At 69.5% G+C, this 24,399-nt stretch carries 13 protein-coding genes and 3 rRNA genes; 12 read left to right on the top strand and 4 right to left on the bottom strand.

The features are described from left to right. Positions 1-189: 189 nt before the first annotated feature. Positions 190-1,479, top strand: a complete 1,290-nt coding sequence (gene clpX, locus CIK06_RS22260) for an ATP-dependent Clp protease ATP-binding subunit ClpX (protein ID WP_095566440.1) — start codon at positions 190-192, stop codon at positions 1,477-1,479. Positions 1,480-1,549: 70 nt separating this feature from the next. Continuing rightward, positions 1,550-2,347 (top strand): carbon-nitrogen hydrolase family protein, encoded by a 798-nt coding sequence (locus CIK06_RS22255; RefSeq protein WP_095566439.1) that lies wholly within the window; start codon positions 1,550-1,552, stop codon positions 2,345-2,347. 50 nt (positions 2,348-2,397) lie between these two features. On the opposite strand, the gene CIK06_RS22250 is transcribed toward CIK06_RS22255, so the two are convergent. Beyond that, complete coding sequence (locus tag CIK06_RS22250) at positions 2,398-2,622, bottom strand: hypothetical protein (protein ID WP_095566438.1); 225 nt, start codon at positions 2,620-2,622, stop codon at positions 2,398-2,400. Between the two features lie 673 nt (positions 2,623-3,295). On the opposite strand from CIK06_RS22250, the gene CIK06_RS22245 reads away from it, so the two are divergent. The 3 genes from CIK06_RS22245 to rrf all read left to right on the top strand — a co-directional run bounded on the left by CIK06_RS22245 (position 3,296) and on the right by rrf (position 8,590). Further along, positions 3,296-4,811 (top strand): 16S ribosomal RNA (locus CIK06_RS22245). A gap of 443 nt (positions 4,812-5,254) precedes the next feature. Next, positions 5,255-8,369, top strand: a 23S ribosomal RNA gene (locus tag CIK06_RS22240). Between the two features lie 104 nt (positions 8,370-8,473). Continuing rightward, positions 8,474-8,590, top strand: a 5S ribosomal RNA gene (gene rrf, locus CIK06_RS22235). Together the 16S, 23S and 5S rRNA genes form the textbook arrangement of a ribosomal RNA operon. 77 nt (positions 8,591-8,667) lie before the next feature. On the opposite strand, the gene CIK06_RS22230 is transcribed toward rrf, so the two are convergent. Continuing rightward, a complete protein-coding gene (locus CIK06_RS22230) occupies positions 8,668-9,378 on the bottom strand; it encodes a hypothetical protein (protein ID WP_095566437.1) in 711 nt (236 codons plus the stop codon). 70 nt (positions 9,379-9,448) lie between these two features. Between CIK06_RS22230 and CIK06_RS22225 the strand changes: the two genes are divergently transcribed. The 3 genes from CIK06_RS22225 (at position 9,449) to CIK06_RS22215 (ending at position 13,932) form a co-directional block, all read left to right on the top strand. Beyond that, positions 9,449-12,061 carry a valine--tRNA ligase gene (locus CIK06_RS22225; protein WP_095566436.1) on the top strand — a complete coding sequence of 871 codons (2,613 nt, stop codon included), beginning with the start codon at positions 9,449-9,451 and terminating at the stop codon, positions 12,059-12,061. 117 nt (positions 12,062-12,178) lie between these two features. Next, on the top strand, positions 12,179-13,450 hold the full coding sequence (locus CIK06_RS22220) for a folylpolyglutamate synthase/dihydrofolate synthase family protein (RefSeq protein ID WP_095568044.1): 1,272 nt from the start codon (positions 12,179-12,181) through the stop codon (positions 13,448-13,450). After that, on the top strand, positions 13,447-13,932 hold the full coding sequence (locus CIK06_RS22215; protein WP_095566435.1) for a DUF4233 domain-containing protein: 486 nt from the start codon (positions 13,447-13,449) through the stop codon (positions 13,930-13,932). Before CIK06_RS22220 ends, CIK06_RS22215 begins: the two co-directional genes overlap by 4 nt. A 340-nt stretch (positions 13,933-14,272) precedes the next feature. On the opposite strand, the gene CIK06_RS31595 is transcribed toward CIK06_RS22215, so the two are convergent. Next, complete coding sequence (locus tag CIK06_RS31595) at positions 14,273-16,000, bottom strand: VOC family protein (protein WP_232533795.1); 1,728 nt, start codon at positions 15,998-16,000, stop codon at positions 14,273-14,275. Positions 16,001-16,241: 241 nt separating this feature from the next. Between CIK06_RS31595 and ndk the strand changes: the two genes are divergently transcribed. The 4 genes from ndk to CIK06_RS22190 all read left to right on the top strand — a co-directional run bounded on the left by ndk (position 16,242) and on the right by CIK06_RS22190 (position 22,664). Next, positions 16,242-16,667, top strand: a complete 426-nt coding sequence (ndk, locus tag CIK06_RS22205; protein ID WP_095566434.1) for a nucleoside-diphosphate kinase — start codon at positions 16,242-16,244, stop codon at positions 16,665-16,667. 114 nt (positions 16,668-16,781) lie between these two features. Next, positions 16,782-18,398 carry an alkaline phosphatase gene (locus CIK06_RS22200; protein WP_095566433.1) on the top strand — a complete coding sequence of 539 codons (1,617 nt, stop codon included), beginning with the start codon at positions 16,782-16,784 and terminating at the stop codon, positions 18,396-18,398. A 331-nt stretch (positions 18,399-18,729) separates the two neighbouring features. Then, complete coding sequence (ileS, locus tag CIK06_RS22195) at positions 18,730-21,903, top strand: isoleucine--tRNA ligase (RefSeq protein WP_095566432.1); 3,174 nt, start codon at positions 18,730-18,732, stop codon at positions 21,901-21,903. 68 nt (positions 21,904-21,971) lie between these two features. Continuing rightward, a complete protein-coding gene (locus CIK06_RS22190) occupies positions 21,972-22,664 on the top strand; it encodes a 1-acyl-sn-glycerol-3-phosphate acyltransferase (RefSeq protein WP_095566431.1) in 693 nt (230 codons plus the stop codon). An 87-nt stretch (positions 22,665-22,751) separates the two neighbouring features. Here CIK06_RS22190 and CIK06_RS22185 read toward each other — a convergent pair whose 3' ends face one another. Beyond that, a complete protein-coding gene (locus tag CIK06_RS22185) occupies positions 22,752-24,224 on the bottom strand; it encodes a cryptochrome/photolyase family protein (RefSeq protein WP_095566430.1) in 1,473 nt (490 codons plus the stop codon). Positions 24,225-24,399 lie beyond the last annotated feature (175 nt).

Genomic DNA, 24,399 nt, shown 5'->3' with positions numbered 1-24,399 from the left:
GGCCGTCCGGCGGTAAGCTGCCGGCCGGCTCCGGACACACCCCTTTTGGGGGTCGGAGAAACCCCCGTGAGGGGGTAACGTCGGGTCTGCACCGCTTCGGCGGCGTGACCGGCCCAGCGATCGGCATCAAAGCGGCACCAACCTCAGGCCAGGGCGACGTCCGGGCCGACGACGGCAGGGAGAACGTAGGTGGCACGGATCGGCGACGGTGGCGACCTACTGAAATGCTCCTTCTGCGGCAAGTCGCAGAAGCAGGTCAAGAAGCTCATCGCGGGACCTGGTGTCTACATCTGCGACGAGTGCATCGACCTCTGCAACGAGATCATCGAGGAGGAGCTCGCCGAGTCGGGCGAGGTCAAGTGGGAAGAGCTGCCCAAGCCGATCGAGATCTGCCAGTTCCTCGACCAGTACGTCGTGGGGCAGGACCAGGCCAAGAAGGCGCTCTCCGTCGCGGTCTACAACCACTACAAGCGGATCCAGGCCGAGGCCGCGGGCGGCTCCGGCTCGGGTGACGCGGTCGAGCTGGCCAAGTCCAACATCCTGCTGATCGGGCCCACCGGGTGCGGCAAGACCCACCTGGCGCAGACCCTGGCCCGGATGTTGAACGTGCCGTTCGCGATCGCCGACGCCACCGCCCTGACCGAGGCCGGCTACGTGGGCGAGGACGTCGAGAACATCCTGCTCAAGCTGATCCAGGCGGCCGACTACGACATCAAGCGGGCCGAGACCGGCATCATCTACATCGACGAGGTCGACAAGATCGCCCGCAAGTCGGAGAACCCGTCGATCACCCGGGACGTCTCGGGCGAGGGTGTCCAACAGGCGCTGCTCAAGATCCTGGAGGGGACGGTCGCGAACGTGCCGCCGCAGGGCGGCCGCAAGCACCCGCACCAGGAGTTCATCCAGATCGACACCACGAACGTGCTGTTCATCTGCGGCGGAGCCTTCGCCGGTCTGGACCGCATCATCGAGTCGCGTACCGGTCAGGGCGGGCTCGGCTTCGGTGCCCGGCTCCGGGCGGTCTCCGAGCGCTCGACCGATGACATCTTCGGCCAGGTCATGCCGGAGGACATGCTGAAGTTCGGGCTGATCCCCGAGTTCATCGGCCGGCTCCCGGTGATCACCAACGTCCGCAGCCTGGACCGCCGCGCGCTCGTGCAGATCCTCACCGAGCCCCGCAACGCCCTCGTCCGGCAGTATCAGCGGCTCTTCGAGCTGGACGGCGTGGAGCTGGAGTTCGAGCAGCCGGCACTGGAGGCCATCGCCGACCAGGCAATGCTGCGCGGCACCGGTGCCCGCGGGCTGCGGGCCATCCTCGAAGAGGTGCTGCTGTCGGTGATGTACGAGGTGCCGAGCAACCCCGACGCCGCCCGGGTGCTGATCACCCGCGAGGTGGTCCTGGAGAACGTCAACCCCACCATCGTGCCGCGCGAGTTCACAGGCCGGCGCCGGCGCGACCGCGAGGAGAAGTCGGCCTGACCCGACCGGGGCCGCCGCCGTACGCATCGACGCGGTAGCCGAGTTCGTGGTCGACCCGTAGGCTCGGGACATGCGGGTCGCGGTGTGTCAGGTGAATTCTCGGGCGGACCGGAAGGCCAACCTTGAGGCGGCCGCCGAGTTGCTGGACCGGGCGGCGGCGGCCGGCGCCGACCTGGCGGTCCTTCCCGAGTACGTCGACCACCTCGGGCCGGCGGCCACCCTGCCCGACCCTGAGCCTGCGGACGGCGAGTTCGCCGCGTTCTTCGCGGCGGCCGCGCGCCGGCACGGCATGTGGGTGCACGCGGGCTCCTTCCACGAGGCCAGCCCGTATCCCGCCCGCACCTACAACACCTCCCTGCTGTTCGACCGGACCGGTGCGCTGGCCGGCACGTACCGCAAGATCCATCTGTACGACGTGGAGATCCCCGACCGCGTCTCCTACCTGGAGTCCCGGACGGTCGCCCGCGGCACGGACCCGGCGGTGTTTCCGGTCGACGGAATCCCGGTCGGCCTGTCCATCTGCTACGACCTGCGCTTCCCCGAGCTGTACCGGCGGCTGGTCAATCTCGGTGCCCGCATCCTGGTGGTGCCGGCGGCCTTCATGCTGCACACCGGGCGCGACCACTGGGAGGTGCTGCTGCGCGCCCGGGCCATCGAGAACCAGTGCTACGTGCTGGCCGCGGCGCAGATCGGCGATCACGATCCCGGGCGTACCTGCTTCGGCCGCAGCATGGTGGTCGACCCGTGGGGCACGGTCATCGCCCAGGCGCCGGACACGGTCGGTGTGACCGTGGCGGACCTCGACCTGGACCGCCTGGACCGGATCCGCACGGAGCTGCCCAGCCTGGCCAACCGGCGCATCCGCTAGCAGGGTCGACTCGTCGATCACGCCGCGCCGGCGTGGACGCCCTCGCGGCCCTAGTGGCCCTGCAGGAGCAGGCCGGCGACGGCGAGACCGACGATCGCGCCACCGGTGACCAGCAGCGCGGTCGACATCCTGGACGGACCCCGCTGGGCGAGCCGGCGTACCGACAGCACGAGCACGACCAGGACCACGGTGCCGATCACCAGCTGCCAGAAGGGGAGGAGCAACGCGAGGATCGCCTCGTCGGGCGGGGACGCGAGGACCACCGGAACCGCCATGCCGTCACTCTCCCACGTCTTTGCTTCCGTGCCGAGGTGCGCCGCCGGTACGCCTTGCGGCGTGCCGGGGTCCGAGCCGGGTCTCCACATGAGATCGGCGTCACGCCGGTGTTGCCCGGATGGCCCGTCTTCCGCTGTTAGCGCAGGTCAACGCGATCTGTCCGGACCGGAACCCGGAAAGAGTGACCGGCGCCGATTTGCACGCCGATTCGAGGGCGCGTAACTTTCTCTCTGCACGCGGGACACCGGAAAAACATTCGGGAGAACGCGGGCGCCGGGCCGGAGACGTTACGGCGGATCTGGACCGGGGCGCGGGCAGTGCACTCGCCGGGGAAACCCGGACTTGAGATTGCGAAGCTGACCGTGTAGAGTGTTCCGAGCCGGCAGGAGCCGGGCGGATCGCCGCGAAACGCGGAGGATCGGCCGGTCTGCTGACTCCCTCCGACAGACCTCGCCGGTAACGGTGGGCGTCCGCACGGAGATCGTCGGGCGGTGCGATCGATGATCGCGAAGCCGACCGGCAGGATGACGCGATCACCCCGGATCGCCACCCTTTTGGGTGGTGGTGTGGTGTGTGGTTGTTCTTTGAGAACTCAACAGGGTGTTTTGTTTAGCCAGTGCCAATTATTGTTTTTGGCAGCATTTATTTTGTTGCTGGGGTTTTCTCTGATTTTTGTTGGAGAGTTTGATCCTGGCTCAGGACGAACGCTGGCGGCGTGCTTAACACATGCAAGTCGAGCGGAAAGGCCCTTCGGGGTACTCGAGCGGCGAACGGGTGAGTAACACGTGAGTAACCTGCCCTAGGCTTTGGGATAACCCTCGGAAACGGGGGCTAATACCGGATATGACCTTCTGCCGCATGGTGGGGGTGGAAAGTTTTTTCGGCTTGGGATGGGCTCGCGGCCTATCAGCTTGTTGGTGGGGTGATGGCCTACCAAGGCGGTGACGGGTAGCCGGCCTGAGAGGGCGACCGGCCACACTGGGACTGAGACACGGCCCAGACTCCTACGGGAGGCAGCAGTGGGGAATATTGCACAATGGGCGGAAGCCTGATGCAGCGACGCCGTGTGAGGGATGACGGCCTTCGGGTTGTAAACCTCTTTCAGTAGGGACGAAGCGTTTGTGACGGTACCTACAGAAGAAGCGCCGGCCAACTACGTGCCAGCAGCCGCGGTAAGACGTAGGGCGCGAGCGTTGTCCGGATTTATTGGGCGTAAAGAGCTCGTAGGCGGTTTGTCGCGTCGACTGTGAAAACCCACGGCTTAACTGTGGGCTTGCAGTCGATACGGGCAGGCTAGAGTTCGGTAGGGGAGACTGGAATTCCTGGTGTAGCGGTGAAATGCGCAGATATCAGGAGGAACACCGGTGGCGAAGGCGGGTCTCTGGGCCGATACTGACGCTGAGGAGCGAAAGCGTGGGGAGCGAACAGGATTAGATACCCTGGTAGTCCACGCTGTAAACGTTGGGCGCTAGGTGTGGGGGGCCTCTCCGGTTCTCTGTGCCGCAGCTAACGCATTAAGCGCCCCGCCTGGGGAGTACGGCCGCAAGGCTAAAACTCAAAGGAATTGACGGGGGCCCGCACAAGCGGCGGAGCATGCGGATTAATTCGATGCAACGCGAAGAACCTTACCTGGGTTTGACATGGCCGTTTTACCTGCAGAGATGTGGGGTCCTTCGGGGGCGGTCACAGGTGGTGCATGGCTGTCGTCAGCTCGTGTCGTGAGATGTTGGGTTAAGTCCCGCAACGAGCGCAACCCTTGTTCGATGTTGCCAGCGGTTCGGCCGGGGACTCATCGAAGACTGCCGGGGTCAACTCGGAGGAAGGTGGGGATGAGGTCAAGTCATCATGCCCCTTATGTCCAGGGCTTCACGCATGCTACAATGGCCGGTACAATGGGTTGCGATACTGTGAGGTGGAGCGAATCCCAAAAAGCCGGTCTCAGTTCGGATCGGGGTCTGCAACTCGACCCCGTGAAGTCGGAGTCGCTAGTAATCGCAGATCAGCAACGCTGCGGTGAATACGTTCCCGGGCCTTGTACACACCGCCCGTCACGTCACGAAAGTCGGCAACACCCGAAGCCCATGGCCTAACCGGTTTTCCGGGGGAGTGGTCGAAGGTGGGGCTGGCGATTGGGACGAAGTCGTAACAAGGTAGCCGTACCGGAAGGTGCGGCTGGATCACCTCCTTTCTAAGGAGCGTCCGGGCTGGCCTGTTGTGGGTTGGTCGATGAGGTTGTTGTGTCTGGTTGGTGGTGTCTGCTGGTGTCTTGCCTCCTGTTGTGGGGGTGGGGTGGTGGTGGGTGTTGCTGGTTGGGTGTGGCGGTCTTGTGGGGCGGAGACACTGGTTGGATGGGGCACCCTGTTGGGGTTCTGAGGGAATGACTGTGCGTGCGGTGCGTGGACGCGTGTGTGTGTCTGTGTGTTGTGGGTGTGGTTGTTGTCTTGTTGCCTGGCGTGGCCTGGTGTTGCATACCGGATCATCTGCTGTTGGTGGCTTGTTTCTCGTGTACTGCGCTGTTGGTGGGTGTGGTGTGTGGGGGTGGGCTGGGGTGGGTGGTTGTTGGGTGTGGTGCTGTGGGTTGTGGCGTGGGTTGTTGGTTGAGAATTGCATAGTGGACGCGAGCATCTTTGTGGTCAAGTTGTCAAGGGCGGACGGTGGATGCCTTGGCACCAGGAGCCGATGAAGGACGTGGGAGGCCGCGATAGTCCTGGGGGAGTTGTCAACCGAGCTGTGATCCCAGGGTGTCCGAATGGGGGAACCTGGCACCAGTTGTGTGGTGTCACCTGCACCTGAATTCATAGGGTGTGTGGAGGGAACGCGGGGAAGTGAAACATCTCAGTACCCGTAGGAAGAGAAAACAATAGTGATTCCGTGAGTAGTGGCGAGCGAAAGCGGATTGAGGCTAAACCGGTCGTGTGTGATACCTGTCAGGGGTTGCGCGGTCGGGGTTGTGGGACCCTGTGGCACGGTCTGACAGTCGTGCGAGGAGTGATAAAGCCGCATGCTAGCTGAATGGTCTGGAATGGCTGACCGTAGACGGTGAGAGTCCGGTAGGTGAAAGTGTGTGGTCTTCTGTGGGTGTTCCCGAGTAGCGGCGGACTCCTGAAATCTGCCGTGAATCTGCCAGGACCACCTGGTAAGCCTAAATACTTCCTGGTGACCGATAGTGGATAGTACCGTGAGGGAATGGTGAAAAGTACCCCGGGAGGGGAGTGAAATAGTACCTGAAACCGTTCGCCTACAATCCGTCAGGGCCTGCCTTTGGGTGGGTGATGGCGTGCCTTTTGAAGAATGAGCCTGCGAGTTAGTGGCATGTGGCGAGGTTAACCTGTGTGGGGGAGCCGTAGCGAAAGCGAGTCCGATAAGGGCGTTGAGTCGCGTGTTCTAGACCCGAAGCGGAGTGATCTAGCCATGGGCAGGCTGAAGCGTGGGTAAGACCGCGTGGAGGGCCGAACCCACCAACGTTGAAAAGTTGGGGGATGACCTGTGGTTAGGGGTGAAAGGCCAATCAAACTCCGTGATAGCTGGTTCTCCCCGAAATGCATTTAGGTGCAGCGTTGCGTGTTTCTTGCCGGAGGTAGAGCACTGGATGGTCTAGGGGCCTACAAGCTTACCGAAATCAGCCAAACTCCGAATGCCGGTAAGTGAGAGCGTGGCAGTGAGACTGCGGGGGATAAGCTTCGTAGTCGAGAGGGAAACAGCCCAGATCACCAGCTAAGGCCCCTAAGCGTGTGCTAAGTGGAAAAGGATGTGGGGTCGCTTAGACAACCAGGAGGTTGGCTTAGAAGCAGCCACCCTTTAAAGAGTGCGTAATAGCTCACTGGTCAAGTGGTTCCGCGCCGACAATGTAGCGGGGCTCAAGTACACCGCCGAAGCTGTGGCATTCACGCGTGTGCCTCGTGCGATCTCTTTGTGGGGTTGTGTGCAGGTGTGTGGATGGGTAGGGGAGCGTCGTGCCCGTGGTGAAGCAGCGGGGTGACCCAGTTGTGGAGGGGGCACGAGTGAGAATGCAGGCATGAGTAGCGAAAGAAGGGTGAGAAACCCTTCCGCCGGATGACCAAGGGTTCCAGGGCCAGGTTAATCCGCCCTGGGTGAGTCGGGGCCTAAGGCGAGGCCGAGAGGCGTAGTCGATGGATAACGGGTTGATATTCCCGTACCCGCGTGGGAGCGCCCGTGATGAACCTCGTTGTGCTAACCACCCGAGCCTGGTGCGGTTTTCGGATCGTGTTGGGGGAGCGTGGGATCCTGGCGGGTAGTAGTCAAGCGATGGGGTGACGCAGGAAGGTAGCTGAGCCCGGCCGGTGGTTGTGCCGGGGTAAGCGTGTAGGCTGGTGTGTAGGTAAATCCGCGCACTGTGTGGCTGAGACGTGATGCCGAGCCGATTCAGGTGAAGTCAGTGATCCTATGCTGCCGAGAAAAGCCTCTAGCGAGTTCCCGAGCGGCCCGTACCCTAAACCGACACAGGTGGTCAGGTAGAGAATACCAAGGCGATCGGGTGAACTGTGGTTAAGGAACTCGGCAAATTACCCCCGTAACTTCGGGAGAAGGGGGGCCGGACGCGTGATGCCCCTTTGCGGGTGGAGCGTGGTATGGCCGCAGAGACCAGGGGGAAGCGACTGTTTACTAAAAACACAGGTCCATGCGAAGAAGTAATTCGATGTATATGGACTGACGCCTGCCCGGTGCTGGAACGTTAAGGGGACCGGTTAGTCTTTCGGGGCGAAGCTGAGAACTTAAGCGCCAGTAAACGGCGGTGGTAACTATAACCATCCTAAGGTAGCGAAATTCCTTGTCGGGTAAGTTCCGACCTGCACGAATGGCGTAACGACTTCCCTACTGTCTCAACCACAGGCCCGGCGAAATTGCACTACGAGTAAAGATGCTCGTTACGCGCGGCAGGACGGAAAGACCCCGGGACCTTTACTATAGCTTGACATTGGTATTCGGATTGGCTTGTGTAGGATAGGTGGGAGCCGGTGAAGCTTCAACGCCAGTTGGGGTGGAGGCAATCTTGAAATACCACTCTGGTTGATTTGGGTATCTAACTTCGGGCCGTTATCCGGTTCAGGGACAGTGTCTGGTGGGTAGTTTAACTGGGGCGGTTGCCTCCTAAAAGGTAACGGAGGCGCCCAAAGGTTCCCTCAGCCTGGTTGGCAATCAGGTGTTGAGTGTAAGTACACAAGGGAGCTTGACTGTGAGACTGACGGGTCGAGCAGGGACGAAAGTCGGGACTAGTGATCCGGCACTTGCGTGTGGAAGCGGTGTCGCTCAACGGATAAAAGGTACCCCGGGGATAACAGGCTGATCTTCCCCAAGAGTCCATATCGACGGGATGGTTTGGCACCTCGATGTCGGCTCGTCGCATCCTGGGCTGTAGCAGGTCCCAAGGGTTGGGCTGTTCGCCCATTAAAGCGGTACGCGAGCTGGGTTTAGAACGTCGTGAGACAGTTCGGTCCCTATCCGCCGTGCGCGTAGGATACTTGAGAAGGGCTGTCCCTAGTACGAGAGGACCGGGACGGACGAACCTCTGGTGTGCCAGTTGTCCCGCCAGGGGCACGGCTGGTTGGCTACGTTCGGAAGGGATAACCGCTGAAAGCATCTAAGCGGGAAGCTCGCTTCAAGATGAGGTATCCCACCCCGTGAAGGGGGTAAGGCTCCCAGCTAGACGACTGGGTTGATAGGCCGGAGATGTAAGCCCGGTAACGGGTTCAGTTGACCGGTACTAATAGGCCGAGGACTTGACCTACAAAGATGCTACGCGTCCACTATGCAACTCTGAACCAGCAGACACCACCCACCCACCCGCGAGGGTGGGGCCAGGGGTTGGGTTGTTTGACAGGTTTATAGAGTTACGGCGGTTATAGCGGTGGGGAAACGCCCGGTCACATTCCGAACCCGGAAGCTAAGCCCACCAGCGCCGATGGTACTGCACCCGGGAGGGTGTGGGAGAGTAGGACACCGCCGGACATACCTCAACGGTCAGGGCCACCCCATCTCGGGGTGGCCCTGACCGCATTTCGGCCCATGCCTTGCCGCGAGGACGCTCAGCCGCGGGACTGGACGCCGGCGCGGATCCGGCGCAGCAGGGTGGCCGCCTCGCTGACGCCGCGGCCCGGGAACATCGCCAGCGCCACGCTGCCATGGTCGGCCCACCCGCACACCGCCAGGGTCGCGTCGTCGATCGCGGTGCTGCCGCACCGCATCACGCCGCCCAGCTCGCCGGCCGGCACCTCGCGCACCCCGCTCACCGTTCCGGTCGAGTCGGACAGCAGGTCGAAGGCGGTGTCCAGGGCACTGTCCGGGCGCCAGAGCAGGGCCGTGCCGCCGATCAGCAGCACGCTGTGCCGGCGGTCGCCCGGATCCTCGTACGCCGCGCCGATGCTGGTGTCCAGCCGGACGTCGGCGGCCAGGCCGGTGCGCAGGTAGTCGACGGTGTCCGCGGCCCGCTGGCCGTCGTCCCGGGTCAGGCCGGCCACCGTGGTGGGCGTGCGGAGCGTCGCGTTGCGCTGGCTGGCCACCTGCCAGGCCGTCGGACCCGCGCTGGCGACCGCGATGACCGCCGCCCCGAGCAGGCCGCCGAGCACCGCCTTGCGGCGCCGGGACCAGCCCTGCCGGGCCGCCTGGTCCGGCCCGAGCGGTACGGACCCGGTGCTGGCGTCGGCGCTGGTGCCGGAATCCACGGCCAGCGCCGAGACGTCCACGGACAGCGGATCGTGCTCGGGCCGGTCCGGTTCCGGGTACGGTAGGGCGGCCATAGCCGCCACCGTACGCGAGTGGCTGGTGGCGCGCGTCGAGTCCGCCGGACCGCTCCGTAGACTTTTGCAAGTGACCGGGACTCCGAACGCTCCGCAGCCGAACGCACCGACCCTCGCCGCCCAGTACCAGCCGGGCGAGGTAGAGCAGCGACGGTACGAGCGGTGGGTATCCTCCGGCGTCTTCCGGGCGTCGGCCCAGAGCGAGAAGCCCGCGTTCAGCATCGTCATCCCGCCGCCCAACGTGACGGGCGTGCTGCACATGGGTCACGCGCTCGACCACACGATCCAGGACAGCCTGGTACGCCGTAAGCGGATGCAGGGCTACGAGGCGCTGTGGCTGCCCGGCATGGACCACGCGGGCATCGCCACCCAGAACGTCGTCGAGCGGCAGCTCTCCACGCAGGGGCTGTCCCGGCACGACCTGGGCCGGGAGGCGTTCGTGGAACGCGTCTGGCAGTGGAAGGCCGAGTCGGGCGGCAAGATCCTCGGCCAGATGCGCCGGCTCGGCGACTCCGTCGACTGGGACCGTGAGCGGTTCACGATGGACGAGGGACTGTCCCGGGCCGTACAGACGATCTTCAAGCGGCTGTACGACGACGGCCTGATCTACCGCGCGGAGCGGATCATCAACTGGTGCCCGCGGTGCCTCACGGCGCTGTCGGACATCGAGGTGGAGCACACCGAGGACGAGGGCGAACTGGTCTCGATCCGGTACAGCGACGAGGTCGTGGTCGCCACCACCCGGGCCGAGACGATGCTCGGGGACACCGCGGTCGCCGTGCACCCCGACGACGAGCGCTACCGGCATCTGATCGGCACCGAGGTGGAACTGCCGCTGACCGGCCGGCGCATCCCGATCATCGGGGACGCGCACGTGGATCCCAGCTTCGGCACCGGCATGGTCAAGGTGACCCCGGCGCACGACCCGAACGACTTCGAGATCGGGCAGCGGCACAACCTGCCGGCGCTGACGATCATGGACGAGCGGGGCGTCATCACCGCGCACGGACCGTTCCTCGGGCTGGACCGGTTCGAGGCCCGACCGGCGGTGGTGGCCGCGCTGCGGGAGCAGGGCCGGATCGTCGCCGAGAAGCGCCCCTACCTGCACTCGGTCGGCCACTGCTCGCGCTGCGGCACGACGGTCGAGCCGCGGCTGTCGCTGCAGTGGTTCGTGAACACCGGTCCGCTGGCCCAGGCCGCCGGGGACGCCGTCCGGGACGGCCGGGTCCGGATCGAGCCGGCCGAGCTGGCCAAGCGGTACTTCGCCTGGGTGGACAACATGCACGACTGGTGCATCTCCCGGCAGCTCTGGTGGGGGCACCGCATCCCGGTCTGGTACGGGCCGGACGGCGAGATCGTCTGCGTCGGGCCGGACGAGACGCCGCCCACCGGGGCCGGCTGGCGGCAGGACGAGGACGTGCTGGACACCTGGTTCTCCAGCGCGCTGTGGCCGTTCTCCACGCTGGGCTGGCCGGCGGAGCCGCCCGACCTGGCGAAGTTCTATCCGACCAGCGTCCTGGTCACCGGGTACGACATCCTGTTCTTCTGGGTGGCCCGGATGATGATGTTCGGGCTCTACGCCATGGACGGCCGGCCGCCGTTCCACGTCGTCGCCCTGCACGGGATGGTCCGCGACGAGCACGGCAAGAAGATGTCCAAGTCGTTCGGCAACGTCGTGGACCCGCTGGACTGGGTGGACCGGTTCGGCGCCGACGCCACCCGGTTCACCCTGGCCCGCGGCGCCAACCCCGGCTCCGACGTACCGGTCAGCGAGGACTGGGTGCAGGGGTCGCGGAACTTCTGCAACAAGCTGTGGAACGCCACCCGGTTCGCCCTGATGAACGGGGCCGACGTGACCGGTCCGCTGCCGCCGACCGCGCAGCTGGGCCCGGTGGACCGGTGGATCCTGTCCCGGTTGCAGCGGGTGGTGGCCGAGGTCGACGACCAGTTCGAGGCGTACGAGTTCGCCAAGGTGTGCGACGTGCTGTACCACTTCGCCTGGGACGACGTCTGCGACTGGTACGTGGAGCTGGCCAAGCCGGTGCTGGCGGCCGGTGGCGAACCGGCCGCGGTCACCCGGCGGGTGCTCGGGCACGTGCTCGACCACCTGCTCCGGCTGCTGCACCCGATCACGCCGTTCGTCACCGAGGAGCTGTGGACCGCGCTCACCGGGGAGGAGACCCTGCTTGCGGCGGCATGGCCGGCGGCCGAACCGGACCGGGTGGATGCGGCGGCCGAGGAGGAGATCGCCACGTTGCAGCGGGTGGTGACCGAGATCCGGCGGTTCCGCTCGGACCAGGGGCTGCGGCCGACGCAGCGGGTGGCCGCGCGGATCGACGGGCTGGACCGGGCCGGCATCGCCGGTCACGAGCCGCTGGTGCGGTCCCTGGCCCGGCTCGACGACGCGGACGCCGGGTTCGAGGCGTCCGCCACGCTCGCGGTCACCCCGACCGTCGCGGTCGCCCTGGACACCCGCGGCTCGATCGACGTGGCGGCCGAGCGTGCCCGGCTCGCCAAGGCCCGGGCCGCCGCCGAGAAGGAGTTGGCGCAGTCCCGGGCCAAGCTCGACAACCCGGCGTTCCTGGCCAAGGCGCCGGAACAGGTCGTCAACAAGATCAAGGACCGGCTGGTGGCCGCCGAGGCCGAACTGGACCGGATCCGCGCCTCCCTGGAGTCGCTGTGAGCGCGAGGAGCTGGCCGGTTCCGCCGGCCCCGCAGTCGCGAACAAGAGGACGGTAACGTGAGCAATGTCGAGTACGTCAAGGCCGAGGCGGAGCTGAACGCCCGGGGCTTCACCCGGATGGTCTTCGACCTGAGCCGCATCCAGGAACTGCTCGACCTGCTGGGCAGCCCGCAACGGGCGTACCCGTCTATCCACCTGACCGGTACGAACGGCAAGACCTCCACGGCCCGGATGATCGATTCGCTGCTGCGGGCGTTCGGCCTGCACACCGGGCGGTACACCAGCCCGCACCTGGAGACCGTGCGCGAGCGGATCGCGCTGGACGGCGAACCGGTCAGCGAGGAGCGGTTCGCGGCGACGTACCGGGAGGTCGCCCCGCTGGCGGAGCTGGTGGACCGGCAGGCCGACGAGCCGCTGACGTACTTCGACCTGACCACCGCGTTGGCGTTCGCGGCGTTCGCGGACGCCCCGGTCGACGTGGCGGTGGTCGAGGTGGGCCTCGGCGGGGCCGAGGATTCCACGAACGTGCTCGGCGCCGGTGTCGCGGTGATCACGCCGATCGGCCTCGACCACACCGAGTGGCTGGGCGACCGGATCGAGGACATCGCGGTGGCCAAGTCGGGGATCATCCATCGGGGCGCCACCGTGATCACCGCGGCGCAGTCCGAGGAGGCCGCCCGGCCGATCCTGGAACGCTGCGTCGAGGTGGGTGCCACCGTGGCCCGGGAGGGCGGCGAGTTCGGGGTGCTGCACCGGGCGGTGGCCGTCGGCGGCCAGGTGCTCACCCTGCAGGGGCTGGGCGGCGTGTACGACGAGGTCTTCGTCCCGCTGCACGGGGCGTACCAGGCGCAGAACGCGGCCGTGGCGCTCGCGGCGGTGGAGGCGTTCCTCGGCGCCGGGGCGAGCCGGCAGCTCGACGTGGAGACCGTCCGGCAGGGGTTCGCGGCGGCCAGCTCCCCGGGCCGGCTGGAGCGGGTCCGGGGCGCGCCGACGATCCTGCTGGACGGGGCGCACAACCCGCAGGGCATGGCCGCGACGGTGACCGCGCTGGCCGAGGAGTTCGCGTTCGGCCGGCTGGTGGTGGTGGTCTCCGTCCTCGCCGACAAGGACGCCGCGAGCATGCTGGAACTGCTGGAGCCGGTGGCGGACTTCGTCGTGCTCACCCGCAACAGCTCGCCGCGGGCGATGCCGCCGGAGGAACTGGCCACCATCGCCGAGGAGATCTTCGGCCCGGAGCGGATCGAGATCGCGGCCGAGATGCCGGACGCCATCGAGTCCGCCGTGGTGCACGCCGAGGAGGGCGTGGAGAGCGGGTTGAGCGGCGTCGGTGTGCTGGTCACCGGCTCGGTGGTCACGGTGGCCGACGCGCGACGGCTGTTGAAGCGATGAGCGGCCCGGTGCGTGATCCGGCCGGTGAGCGCGGGACGGCGGCGCCCGCGGGCCGAGCGCCGGCGGACCGGGATGCGGCCGGCCGGGATGCGGGGGACCGGGAGCCGGCCGGCCGGGAATCGGCGGGCCGGGTGCCGGGAGTACGCCGGTCCGGGCTGCGCAACCCGGTGGCCGCGACGCGCGGGCTCGGCGCGGCGACGCTCGGGCTGGAGGCGCTGGTACTGCTGCTGGCGATCCAGCCGATCCGGGTGCTCGGCGGTCGGCTGACCGGAACGACCATCGCGGTGATCCTCGGGCTCGCGGTGCTCGCACTCGTGGTCGCCGGGCTGTTGCGCCGCGGCTGGGCCTGGCACGTCGGGACCGCCGTGCAGGGGCTGCTCCTGCTCGCCGGCCTGCTGCACTGGTCGCTGGGCGTGCTGGGGCTGATCTTCGCGGGGGTCTGGGCGTACGTGTTGTACGTACGCCGGGTGATCCTCGGCTAGTCCCGGCCCGTGGCGTCGTTTCGTCTGGTGGACGTGGTCCGCCCGGCGGGTGTCCGGCATCGGCCCGCGGTTGTTCCAGCTGGGGCTGCGCCAACTGGCGTGTCGCGGCACCCACGACGGGCCTGTTCGAGTCGCTTTGCTCTGCTGCCCTGGACGCGACACTCGTGCGCTCGGGGTGGGGTCGGCCGGGCCGGGTCGCGGCGACCGCCGGGAACGCCTGGGGCGAGGGGGTCAGCGGGTTCGGCGAGGCGCGAGGGTCGGGGGACCCGGGGTCAGCGGGGCCGCGAGGGTCGGGAGAGCTGAGGTCAGCGCGGGGTCGCGGGGGTCGGGGGAGTTGGGGTCAGCGGGGCGCGGCGGCGGGCCGCTCGCGCCACTGGGTCAGCGCGATGCCGTGCCCGTCCGGGTCGCGGAAGGCCGCGGCCACCACCTCGGTACGGCGTCCGCGGTTGACCGTGCGCGGCGCGTACGTGAAGCGGACGCCCCGGGCACGCAGGTCCTGGTACGTCGCCTCCACGTCGCTGACGTCCAGGTTCAGGTGCACGAGCCGGCGGTTCACCGGAGCCACCTCGGGGATCGCGCGGATCACCAGCCGGGTGCCGCTGGAGGCGAGCACGACGTTCCCGTCGCCCCGGTCGACCTCCCGGAAGCCGAGCATGTCGCGGTAGAAGTTGACCGACCGGTCCAGGTCGGTGACCAGCAGCGTGACGCCCACGCCGCTGATCGGGCCGCCGTCGGCGGTCTCGGCCGGGGTGCCGGCCGCGCCGGCCGCCGCGGCCGGGCCGGCCGCCGGATCCACCGGGCCGGTCCCGCCGGTGCCGGCGGCCCCGGTGCCGTTGACCGGCTCGGTGCCGTTGACCGGCTCGGCACCGTTGACCGGCGCTGCCGGGTCCGCCGCGGGATCCGACGCAGCCGTGCCGGGAGCCGCCGTGCCGCCTGCCGCCGTGCCGGTCGTGCCGGTCGTGCCGAGCACCGGGTGCGTCCCGGTGACGGTCCGCGGCGGGGTCGGGTCGTCGATCGGCAGGTCCAGGTCGAAATCCAGGTCGTCGGCGGGCGGCGCCGGCCGGGGGACCGTCGGCCCGACGGGCGCCGCCGCGCCAGCCGCCGCGCCGGCCGTCACATCGGCGCCGGCAGCCGCCGGGTCGCCGCCGGACTGTGCGGCCTCGGCGCGGTCCAGGTCCAGGTCGGGGTCGCCGTCCCGGGATCCGGCGCCGGCCGCGGCGGTACCGGCCGCGGCCGTCCCCACGGTGTCACCCGGCGCGGCGGCGGCCGACTCCGCGGCGGCCGACTGCGTCGCCGACTCTGCCGACTCCGCGAGAGCGGCCGACTGCTCCGCCGACTGCTCCGCCGACTCCGTGGCGGCCGGATCGTCCTCCGGGTACGGGCGTGGATCCGACCGCGGGCGGCGGGGCAGCGGGGCGGCCGGGTGTTCGACCAGGGTGCCCTCCAGCACGAGGGCGCCGCCCGGGCCGTGCCGCAGCACCACCGGGTCCCCGTGCAACCGGCGGATGTCGTCGGTCAGGTCGGCGGTGTCCGGGTCGCCCAGCGGCAGGTCGTCGTCGGGATCACGGCGCAGCCACGGCGGCGGCTCCCGCTCGATCAGCAGGTCGTCGTCGTGGCCGGCGAACTCGTAGTCGGACGGCAGGTCCGGCCGGGCCGCGGCCTCCGCGTGGGTCGGCATGTCGTCCCAGAGGATCCGCACGTGCCGCTGGTCGTCGATCGCCACGCGGATCGGGAGCATCTGCCCCGGAGTGGGCCATTTCGCCACCGGAACGCGCGGGTCGATCACCTTCACCGACCGGGCCGGCAGCCCCGGCGCGTCGATCACGATCTGCAGCTCGCACCGGCCGAACGCGTAGCCGGCGGGCGGCTCGGAGACCTGGTGGACCTGCGCGAAACCGGTCACCCAGGCCCGGGCGCCGGTCCGGACCGCGGTCACCGCGACCAGCCCGACGGCCAGCGCGAGCAGGGCGCCGCCGAGGGCGACGATCGCCCAACTGGTCATCCCGGCGCCGAACAGGATCACGAAGGTGGCCACGGTACCCAGGACCGCGGCGATCAGTTTGCGCACAGGTGCGACATCTCGGCGGCCGTTCGCCACAATGGACCTCCCTGGTTGATGCCAGGCTAGGCCCGCCGCGCCAGGAATGAAAAGACCGACCACCGCGTGCCGCGGGCGAGTCGGCGCCGGTCAGCCGCCCGCACCGGGTTCCGGCGCCCGCCGTACGACGGGGCTCCCGCGCCCGCCGTACGGCCGATGCCGGTGCCTCGGTAGGCTGGCCGCAGCCGTCCCGCCCGACAGGAGGATCCCCGTGGCGCCCAGCAGCTCGGATGAGCGCTCGCTCGTACTGATCAAGCCCGACGCGGTGCGGCGCGGGCTGGTCGGCGAGATCATCGGACGCCTGGAGCGCAAGGGCCTCTCCATCCAGGCGATGACGCTGCGGGAAATGGACGCCCAGCTCGCCGACACCCACTACGCCGAGCACCTGGAGAAGCCGTTCTACCCGCCGCTCAAGCAGTTTATGACCTCCGGTCCGATGGTCGCGCTGGTGGTCGGCGGCGATCAGGTGATCGAGGTGATCCGCGGCCTGGTCGGCGCCACCGACGGGCGGCGGGCGGCGGCCGGCACCATCCGCGGCGACCTGTCCCTGTCGAACCGGGAGAACCTGGTGCACGCCTCCGACTCGCCCGACAGCGCCAAGCGGGAAATCGCCCTCTGGTTCCCCGACCTGGGCTGAGCCCGCCGGCCGTTCCCGTCGGGTTCCGCCGCCGGCCATCCGGCGCGTGCCACCGGTGCACCTGGGCTCGATAGACCTCTGGGGTCCGCCATCGACGGCCCCCGGAGGACCGGAATGAGCTCTCTCGATCGACGTACCCTGCTCCGCACCGGCCTGGCGGCCGGCGTCGGACTGACCGGTGCCGGCCTGTTCGCCCGCGCCGGATCCGCCGCCGGATCCGCTGCCGATGCCACCGCCGGTTCCGCGGCCGGGTCCCTCGCCGGTCCCGCCGCCGGACCGGCCTGGATCCCGCGGGACCGGCCGGTGCTGACCCACGGCGTGCAGTCCGGCGACGCCACGGCCGACTCGGCGCTGGTCTGGACCCGGGCGGACCGGCCGAGCCGGCTGCTGGTCGAGGTGAGCCGGCGGCCGGACTTCCGGGGCGCCCGTCGACTGCGCGGACCGCTGCTGGCGCCCGGGTCCGACTTCACCGGCAAGCTCCGGCTGACCGACCTGCCGCCGGGCGAGCGCCTGCACTACCGGGTCCGGGCGGCCAGCCTGGACCGGCCGGGGCTGTGCAGCGAGCCGCTGACCGGCATCCTGCGTACCGCTCCCGCCCCCGGCCGGCGGGCCGACGTACGGTTCGTCTGGACCGGCGACATCGTCGGCCAGGGCTGGGGGATCGACCCGGACTTCGGCGGCCTGCGGATCTTCCGGGCCATGCGGGACCGGCGGCCGGACTTCTTCCTGTGCAGCGGCGACACGGTGTACAGCGACGGCCCGCTGGCCGAGACGGTGACCCTGCCCGACGGGCGGGTCTGGCGCAACCTGGTCACCCCGGAGAAGAGCAAGGTCGCCGAGACGCTCGCCGAGTACCGCGGGCAGTTCGCCTACAACCTGCTCGACGAGCATCTGCGGGCGTTCGCGGCCGAGGTTCCCCAGGTCAACCAGTGGGACGACCACGAGGTGCTGAACAACTGGTACCCGGGGGAGATCCTGGACGACCCGCGGTACACCCAGCAGCGGGTCGACGTGCTGGCCGCCCGCTCCCGCCAGGCGTTCGCCGAGTGGGTGCCGAGTCCCGCCGGCGAGCGCATCCACCGGCGGATGTCGTACGGCCGGTCGCTGGACCTGTTCGTGCTGGACATGCGCACCTACAAGGACCCGAACGACGGAAACACCTACCCCGACCCGCGCCGCGGCCTGCTCGGCGCGCAGCAGCGCGCCTGGCTGATCCGGGAGCTGAAGCGGTCCCGGGCGACCTGGAAGATCATCGCCAACGACCTGCCGCTCGGCCTGGTGGTGCCCGACGGCCCGGCCGCCCAGGAGGGCGTGGCGCAGGGCGACGACGGCGCGCCGCTCGGCCGGGAACTGGAGTTCGCCGAGGTGCTCCGCGAGGCGCACCGGGCCGGGGTGACCGGAATCGTCTTCCTCACCGCCGACGTGCACTACACCGCGGCCCACCACTACGACCCGGCCCGGGCGGCGGTGGGTGACTTCGCGCCGTTCTGGGAGTTCGTCTCCGGGCCGGCGCACGCCGGCGCCTTCGGCCCGAACGCCCTGGACGGGACGTTCGGCCCGGAGGCGGTCTTCGTGCACGCGCCGCCGCGGGCCAACACCTCCCCGGCCGAGGGGTACCAGCACTTCGGTGAGGTGTCGATCGACGGCGGGTCGGGGGCGCTGACCGTGCACCTGCGGGACCGGGACGGCGCGTCACTGTGGAGCACGACGCTGCCGGCCGCCCGAGGCTGACCCGGCCGGGCGGAGCGGGCGGGCAGGGCCGGGCAGGGTGGGCCGGCAGGGCTGGGCGGGGCCGGAATGCCGGCCCGCCGGGCGGGCCGGCGGGTATTCTTGGCGGCACCAGGCGACGACCCGGCCATCACCGGCGAGCCTCCGGAAGAAAGGGCGGACCCGCCCGAGTAGAACCGGACGGGTCCGGCCCGTCACAGCCGGCCAACGAGCGGGCGGTCGACCATGATCGCCAAGCGGGGTGGTACCGCGGGTCCGCGGTGCGCCGGCACGGCGTACCGGGGCTCGTCCTCGCAGACCACGACGAGTGAGCTGCCGAGGAGACCGACCCGCGATGGCCTACCCGATGCACGACCACGGTGCCGCCGGCGTACCGGCGAGCCCCGACCTGCCCGCGGTCGAGGCCGCCGTGCTGGAGCACTGGGCGGCCGACGGGACCTTCGCGGCGAGCGTCGAGCAGCGGCCCGCGGGCGAGCGCGGCGCCAACGAGTACGTCTTCTACGACGGGCCGCCGTTCGCCAACGGCCTGCCGCACTACGGGCACCTGCTGACCGGGTACGCCAAGGACCTGGTCCCGCGCTACCAGACGATGCGCGGGCGGCGGGTCGAGCGGCGGTTCGGCTGGGACTGCCACGGGCTGCCCGCCGAGGTGGAGGCGGAGAAGCAGCTCGGGATCACCAGCAAGGCCGAAATCCTCAAGCTCGGCGTCGCCACCTTCAACGACGCCTGCCGCCGCTCGGTGCTGACCTACACGCAGGACTGGGAGCGGTACGTCAACCGGCAGGCCCGCTGGGTGGACTTCGCCAACGACTACAAGACGCTCGACCTGGACTACATGGAAAGCGTCATGTGGGCCTTCAAGACCCTGCACGAGCGGGGTCTGATCTACGAGGGCTTCCGGGTGCTGGCGTACTGCTGGCGGTGCGAGACCCCGCTGTCCAACACCGAGACCCGGATGGACGACGTCTACCGGGACCGGCACGACCCGACGCTCACCGTGTGGTTCGACCTGGCCGCGGACGAGACCGCGGCCGAACCGGTCCGCGGCCCGCTCCGGCTGGGCGTCTGGACCACGACCCCGTGGACCCTGCCGTCCAACCTGGCCCTGGCGGTCGGCCCGGACATCGAGTACGCCGTGCTGGAGCGCCGGGCCGAGGGCGAGCCCGCCGGCCGGCGGTACGTCGTCGGCGCGGCCCGGCTGGCGGCGTACGCGACGGAGCTGGCGGACTTCGCGCGGGTCGGGACGGTCCGCGGCCGGGACCTGGTCGGACGCCGCTACACCCCGCTGTACGACTTCCTGGTCGAGCCGGCGGGGGAGCACGCGTACCAGGTGCTCGGCGCGCAGTTCGTGACCACCGAGGACGGCACCGGGATCGTCCACCTGGCACCCGCGTTCGGCGAGGACGACCAGAACGTCTGCACCGCGGCCGGCATCCCCACCGTGGTCACCGTGGACGACCACACCCGGTTCACCTCGCTGGTCCCGCCGTACCGGGGCGAGCAGGTCTTCGACGTGAACAGGCCGGTGATCCGGGAGCTGAGCCAGCGGGGGGTGGTGCTGCGGCAGGACACCTACACCCACCCGTACCCGCACTGCTGGCGCTGCGACACCCCGCTGGTCTACAAGGCGGTGTCGTCCTGGTTCGTGGCCGTGACCCGGTTCCGGGACCGGATGGTCGAGCTGAACCAGCAGATCAACTTCACCCCCGAACACGTCCGGGACGGCTCGTTCGGCAAGTGGTTGGCCGGCGCCCGGGACTGGTCGATCAGCCGCAACCGGTTCTGGGGCTCGCCGATCCCGGTGTGGCGCTCCGACGACCCGGCCCACCCCCGGGTGGACGTGTACGGCTCGCTGGCGGAGCTGGAACGGGACTTCGGGGTGGCCGTGGCCGACCTGCACCGGCCGGAGATCGACGAGCTGACCCGGCCCAACCCGGACGACCCGACCGGCCGCTCCACCATGCGCCGGGTGCCGGAGGTGCTGGACTGCTGGTTCGAGTCCGGCGCGATGCCGTTCGCCCAGGTGCACTACCCGTTCGAGAACCGCGACTGGTTCGAGGACCACTACCCGGGCGACTTCATCGTGGAGTACCTGCCGCAGGTGCGCGGCTGGTTCTACACCATGCACGTGCTGGCCACCGCGCTGTTCGACCGGCCGGCGTTCCGCAACGCGGTGGTGCACGGCATCGTGCTCGGCGCCGACGGCCGCAAGATGTCCAAGAGCCTGCGCAACTATCCGGACGTCTACGAGATGTTCGACCGGTACGGCTCGGACGCGATGCGCTGGACCCTGATGGCCTCCCCGGTGCTGCGAGGCGGCGACGTGGTGGTCAGCGAGGCGGCGATCCGGGACTCGGTGCGCCAGGTGCTGCTGCCGCTGTGGAACGTCTGGTACTTCTTCTCGCTGTACGCCAACGCCGAGGGCCACACCGCCACGGCCCGCACCGGTGCGACGGACCTGCTCGACCGGTACGCGCTGGCCAAGACCCACGGGCTGATCGGCACCGTGCAGGCGCGGCTGGACGGGTACGACATCTCCGGCGCCTGCGCCGCCGTGCGGTCGTTCCTGGACGCGCTGACCAACTGGTACGTCCGGCGGTCCCGGGACCGGTTCTGGGCCGGCGACCGGGACGCCTTCGACACCCTGTACACCGTGCTGGAGTCGGTGTGCCGGGTGATGGCCCCGCTCGCCCCGCTGGTGGCCGAGGAGGTCTGGCGGGGGCTGACCGGGCGCCGGTCGGTGCACCTGACCGACTGGCCGTCCGCGGACCGGTTCCCGGCCGACCCGGACCTGGTCGCAGGGATGGACGCCGTCCGGGAGGTCTGCTCGGCCGCGCTGTCCGTGCGCAAGGCGCACGGGCTGCGGGTCCGGCTGCCGCTGCCGCGGCTGGTGGTCGCCACCGGCGCCGCGGACCGGCTGCGGCCGTTCGCCGACCTGGTGGCCGACGAGGTGAACGTCAAGTCCGTGGAGTTCACCGCCGAGCTGGCCGCCCACTGCCGGCAGGTGCTGACCGTGGTGCCCCGGGCACTCGGACCGCGGGTCGGCGGGCAGGTGCAGGCGGTGATCAGGGCCGTGAAGGCCGGTGACTGGGAACTGGTCGACGGGGCGCCGGTGGCCGCCGGCGTCGCACTTGTCGAGGGCGAGTACGAGCTGCGTCTGGTGGCCGCCGACGCCGAGCACTCGGCCCCGCTGCCGGACGCCGAGGGGGTGGTGGTGCTGGACACCGCGGTGACAGCCGAGCTGGCCGCCGAAGGGCTGGCCCGGGACGTCGTACGGGTGGTCCAGCAGGCCCGCCGGGACGCCGGCCTGGAGGTGTCCGACCGGATCGAGGTGCGCCTCGGGGTCGGTCCCGAGGTCCGGGCGGCGGTCGAGGCGCACCGCGACTTCCTCGCCCGCGAGGTGCTGGCCGACTCGGTGGCCGTCGTCGACGGCGTGAACAGCGTGGACGGCTTCGGCGGCGAGGCCGGCGACGGGGAACGGGTGGTGGTGGCGGTCCGCCGGGTGTGATCCTGCGACCGCGTCCGCTACCGTGTTCCCGCCCACCTCTCCCGTCTCCCGGAAACGTCGGAGGACCCGTGCCGCTGCTCTACACGATCGGCAAGCTCACCGTGGGCACCAGCATGCGGGTGGCCTGGCGACCCACGGTGGAGGGCCTGGAGAACGTGCCCGCCACCGGCGGGGCGATCTTCGCGAGCAACCACCTGTCGGTCGCCGACGAGTTGTTCCTCGGCGCGGTGGTGCCCCGCCACCTGGCCTTCTGGGCCAAGTCCGACTACTTCACGGGCACCGGGTTCAAGGGCTGGGTGTCGAAGTTCGTGCTGACCGGGCTGGGCGCCATCCCGGTCGAGCGGGCCGGCGGCCGGGCCGCGCTGTCCGCGTTCGACGCGGCCATCCCGGTGCTGCGGGCCGGCGACCTGGTGGCGGTGTACCCCGAGGGCACCCGTTCCCCGGACGGCCGGCTGTACCGCGGCCGTACCGGAGTGGCAAGGCTGGCGCTGGCCGCCGGCGTGCCGATCATCCCGGTCGGGGTGACCGGCACCCAGAAGGTCCAGCCGATCGGCAAGCGGGTGCCCAAGCCGGGGGTGCGCGGGGTGGTGGTGCGGTTCGGCAAGCCGCTGGACTTCACCGGCCGCTCCGACGACCGCAGTTCGCTGCGCGCGGTCACCGACGAGGTGATGGCCGAGATCCAGCGGCTGACCGGCCAGGAGTACGTCCCCCGGTACGCACCCCGCCGGGAGGAGCCGACCACCGGCGCCAGCCCGGCGTGACGTCCCGACGGCCCCGCCCGGCCGCCCGAGGCCGGCGGCGCGGCCGGCGGAGTCCCGCGACGTCCCCGCCCGGCGCCGGTCCGGCGGTCAGGGCGCCCGGTCGCCGCGCTTCCTCTCCTGCGCCTTGACCTCGTCGAGGTCCCGCAGCCGGTCCAACTGCTTGAGTGAGCGGGCCATCCGGGCGTTGCCCGGCAGGGTGCCCCGGACCCGGTCGAGGAACATCCAGTAGCCGGCGGTGAACGGGCAGGCACGCTCGCCGACCCGCCGCCTGGGGTCGTACGGGCAGCCGCCGCAGTAGTCGCTCATCCGGTTGATGTACGCGCCACCCGAGGCGTACGGCTTCGTGGTCATCTGGCCCAGGTCGGCGTACTGGCTCATGCCCACCACGTTGGCCGTCATCACCCACTCGTACCCGTCGACGAAGCTGCGGTGGAACCAGTCCACCAGCTCGCCCGGGCGCCAGCCGCGCTGCAACGCGTAGTTGCCCAGCACCATCAGCCGGGGGATGTGGTGCACCCAGCCGCGGTCGCGGACCCCGGCCAGCACGTCGGACAGGCAGCGCGCGTCCACCGCGTCGGCGTCCAGTTCCTGCCACCAGTCCGGCACCGTACGCCGGGCGGCCAGCCGGTTGCTGCCGCGGTAGCCGACGTCGAAGTACCAGTACAGGTTCCAGACGAAGTCCCGCCAGCCGAGCAACTGCCGGACGAAGCCCTCGACGCTGGCCAGCGGCGCCCCGCGGTCCCGGTACGCCTGTTCCGCCGCCCGGACCGCCGCGAGCGGGTCGAGCAGGCCGAGGTTGAACGACGAGGAGAGCACCGAGTGCGCCATGAACGGGTCGCCGGCCAACATCGCGTCCTCGTACGGACCGAACTTCGCCAGCCGGTGCCGGACGAAGTGCCGGAGCCGGGCGGTGGCCTCGGCGGGGGTGGCCGGCAGGAACCGCGGTCCGTCCCGGCCGACGAACCGGATCCCCTCGGCCTCCCAGCGGTCGAGATCGCGGCGGACCTCGGCGTCGATGTCATCCTCGGTGATCCGCGGCGGCCCGGGTACGTCGAGCCGGTCGGTCTCCTTGGGCGGCGGCTCCCGGTTGTCCGCGTCGAAGCTCCACCTGCCGCCCTCGGGCTCGTCGCCGGCCACCAGCACCTCGTGGTGCTGCCGGGCGAACCGGTAGAAGTCGTCCAGCCGCAGCGCGCCGCGCCGGGCGTCGGCCCAGCCGGCGAAGTCGGTGAGCGAGGTGATGAAGCCGCGCGGCGGCAGCACGGTCACCCGGGGGAGCCCCTGGACCAGGGTGCGGGCGCGCCGGGAGGTGGGGTGGCACACCTCCAGCGGCTCCCGTACCTTGCGCAGGCCCTCCCGGTAGGTCTCGGCCCGTACGTACCGGGCCTGGTCGCCGAGTTCCGCGGCGCGGTGGCGCAGCGCGGAGAGCACCAGGTGTGCCTTCTGCCGGTGGAACGCCCGTCGCCGGAAGACCGCTTTTGACTCGATCATCAGCACCGGTTGGTGGCGGTCGTCGAGAAAGTGCGGTCCGAGCTGATCGGCGAACAGCCATCGGCGGGACATTTCCCGATTATGACCTGACTGCGGCTTTTCTGAAGGAAACTTCATTGCTTTGTGTTCGCATGGTCACATGGGGTATCGGTGGCATCGTACTGCGCGGCGGCTCAGCCGCTGCGCCCCGCGGCTACTCAGTTCCGCGGGCGCCCGGCCCCGCGGTGTACTCAGCCCGCGGCGTACC

It is taken from the genome of Plantactinospora sp. KBS50 (assembly GCF_002285795.1).
Classification (GTDB): domain Bacteria; phylum Actinomycetota; class Actinomycetes; order Mycobacteriales; family Micromonosporaceae; genus KBS50.
The sequence above is the reverse complement of the archived record's forward strand: the minus strand, read 5'-3'. Positions and strand labels throughout refer to the sequence as shown.

What these genes read in the sequence shown, in the direction of transcription:
- CIK06_RS22255 (WP_095566439.1), top strand. Translation starts at nt 1,550, where the DNA reads ATGCGGGTCGCGGTGTGTCAGGTGAATTCTCGGGCGGACCGGAAGGCC.
- CIK06_RS22250 (WP_095566438.1), bottom strand. Translation starts at nt 2,622, where the DNA reads ATGGCGGTTCCGGTGGTCCTCGCGTCCCCGCCCGACGAGGCGATCCTC.
- CIK06_RS22230 (WP_095566437.1), bottom strand. Translation starts at nt 9,378, where the DNA reads ATGGCCGCCCTACCGTACCCGGAACCGGACCGGCCCGAGCACGATCCG.
- CIK06_RS22220 (WP_095568044.1), top strand. Translation starts at nt 12,179, where the DNA reads ATGGTCTTCGACCTGAGCCGCATCCAGGAACTGCTCGACCTGCTGGGC.
- CIK06_RS22215 (WP_095566435.1), top strand. Translation starts at nt 13,447, where the DNA reads ATGAGCGGCCCGGTGCGTGATCCGGCCGGTGAGCGCGGGACGGCGGCG.
- CIK06_RS22200 (WP_095566433.1), top strand. Translation starts at nt 16,782, where the DNA reads ATGAGCTCTCTCGATCGACGTACCCTGCTCCGCACCGGCCTGGCGGCC.
- ileS (WP_095566432.1), top strand. Translation starts at nt 18,730, where the DNA reads ATGGCCTACCCGATGCACGACCACGGTGCCGCCGGCGTACCGGCGAGC.
- CIK06_RS22185 (WP_095566430.1), bottom strand. Translation starts at nt 24,224, where the DNA reads ATGTCCCGCCGATGGCTGTTCGCCGATCAGCTCGGACCGCACTTTCTC.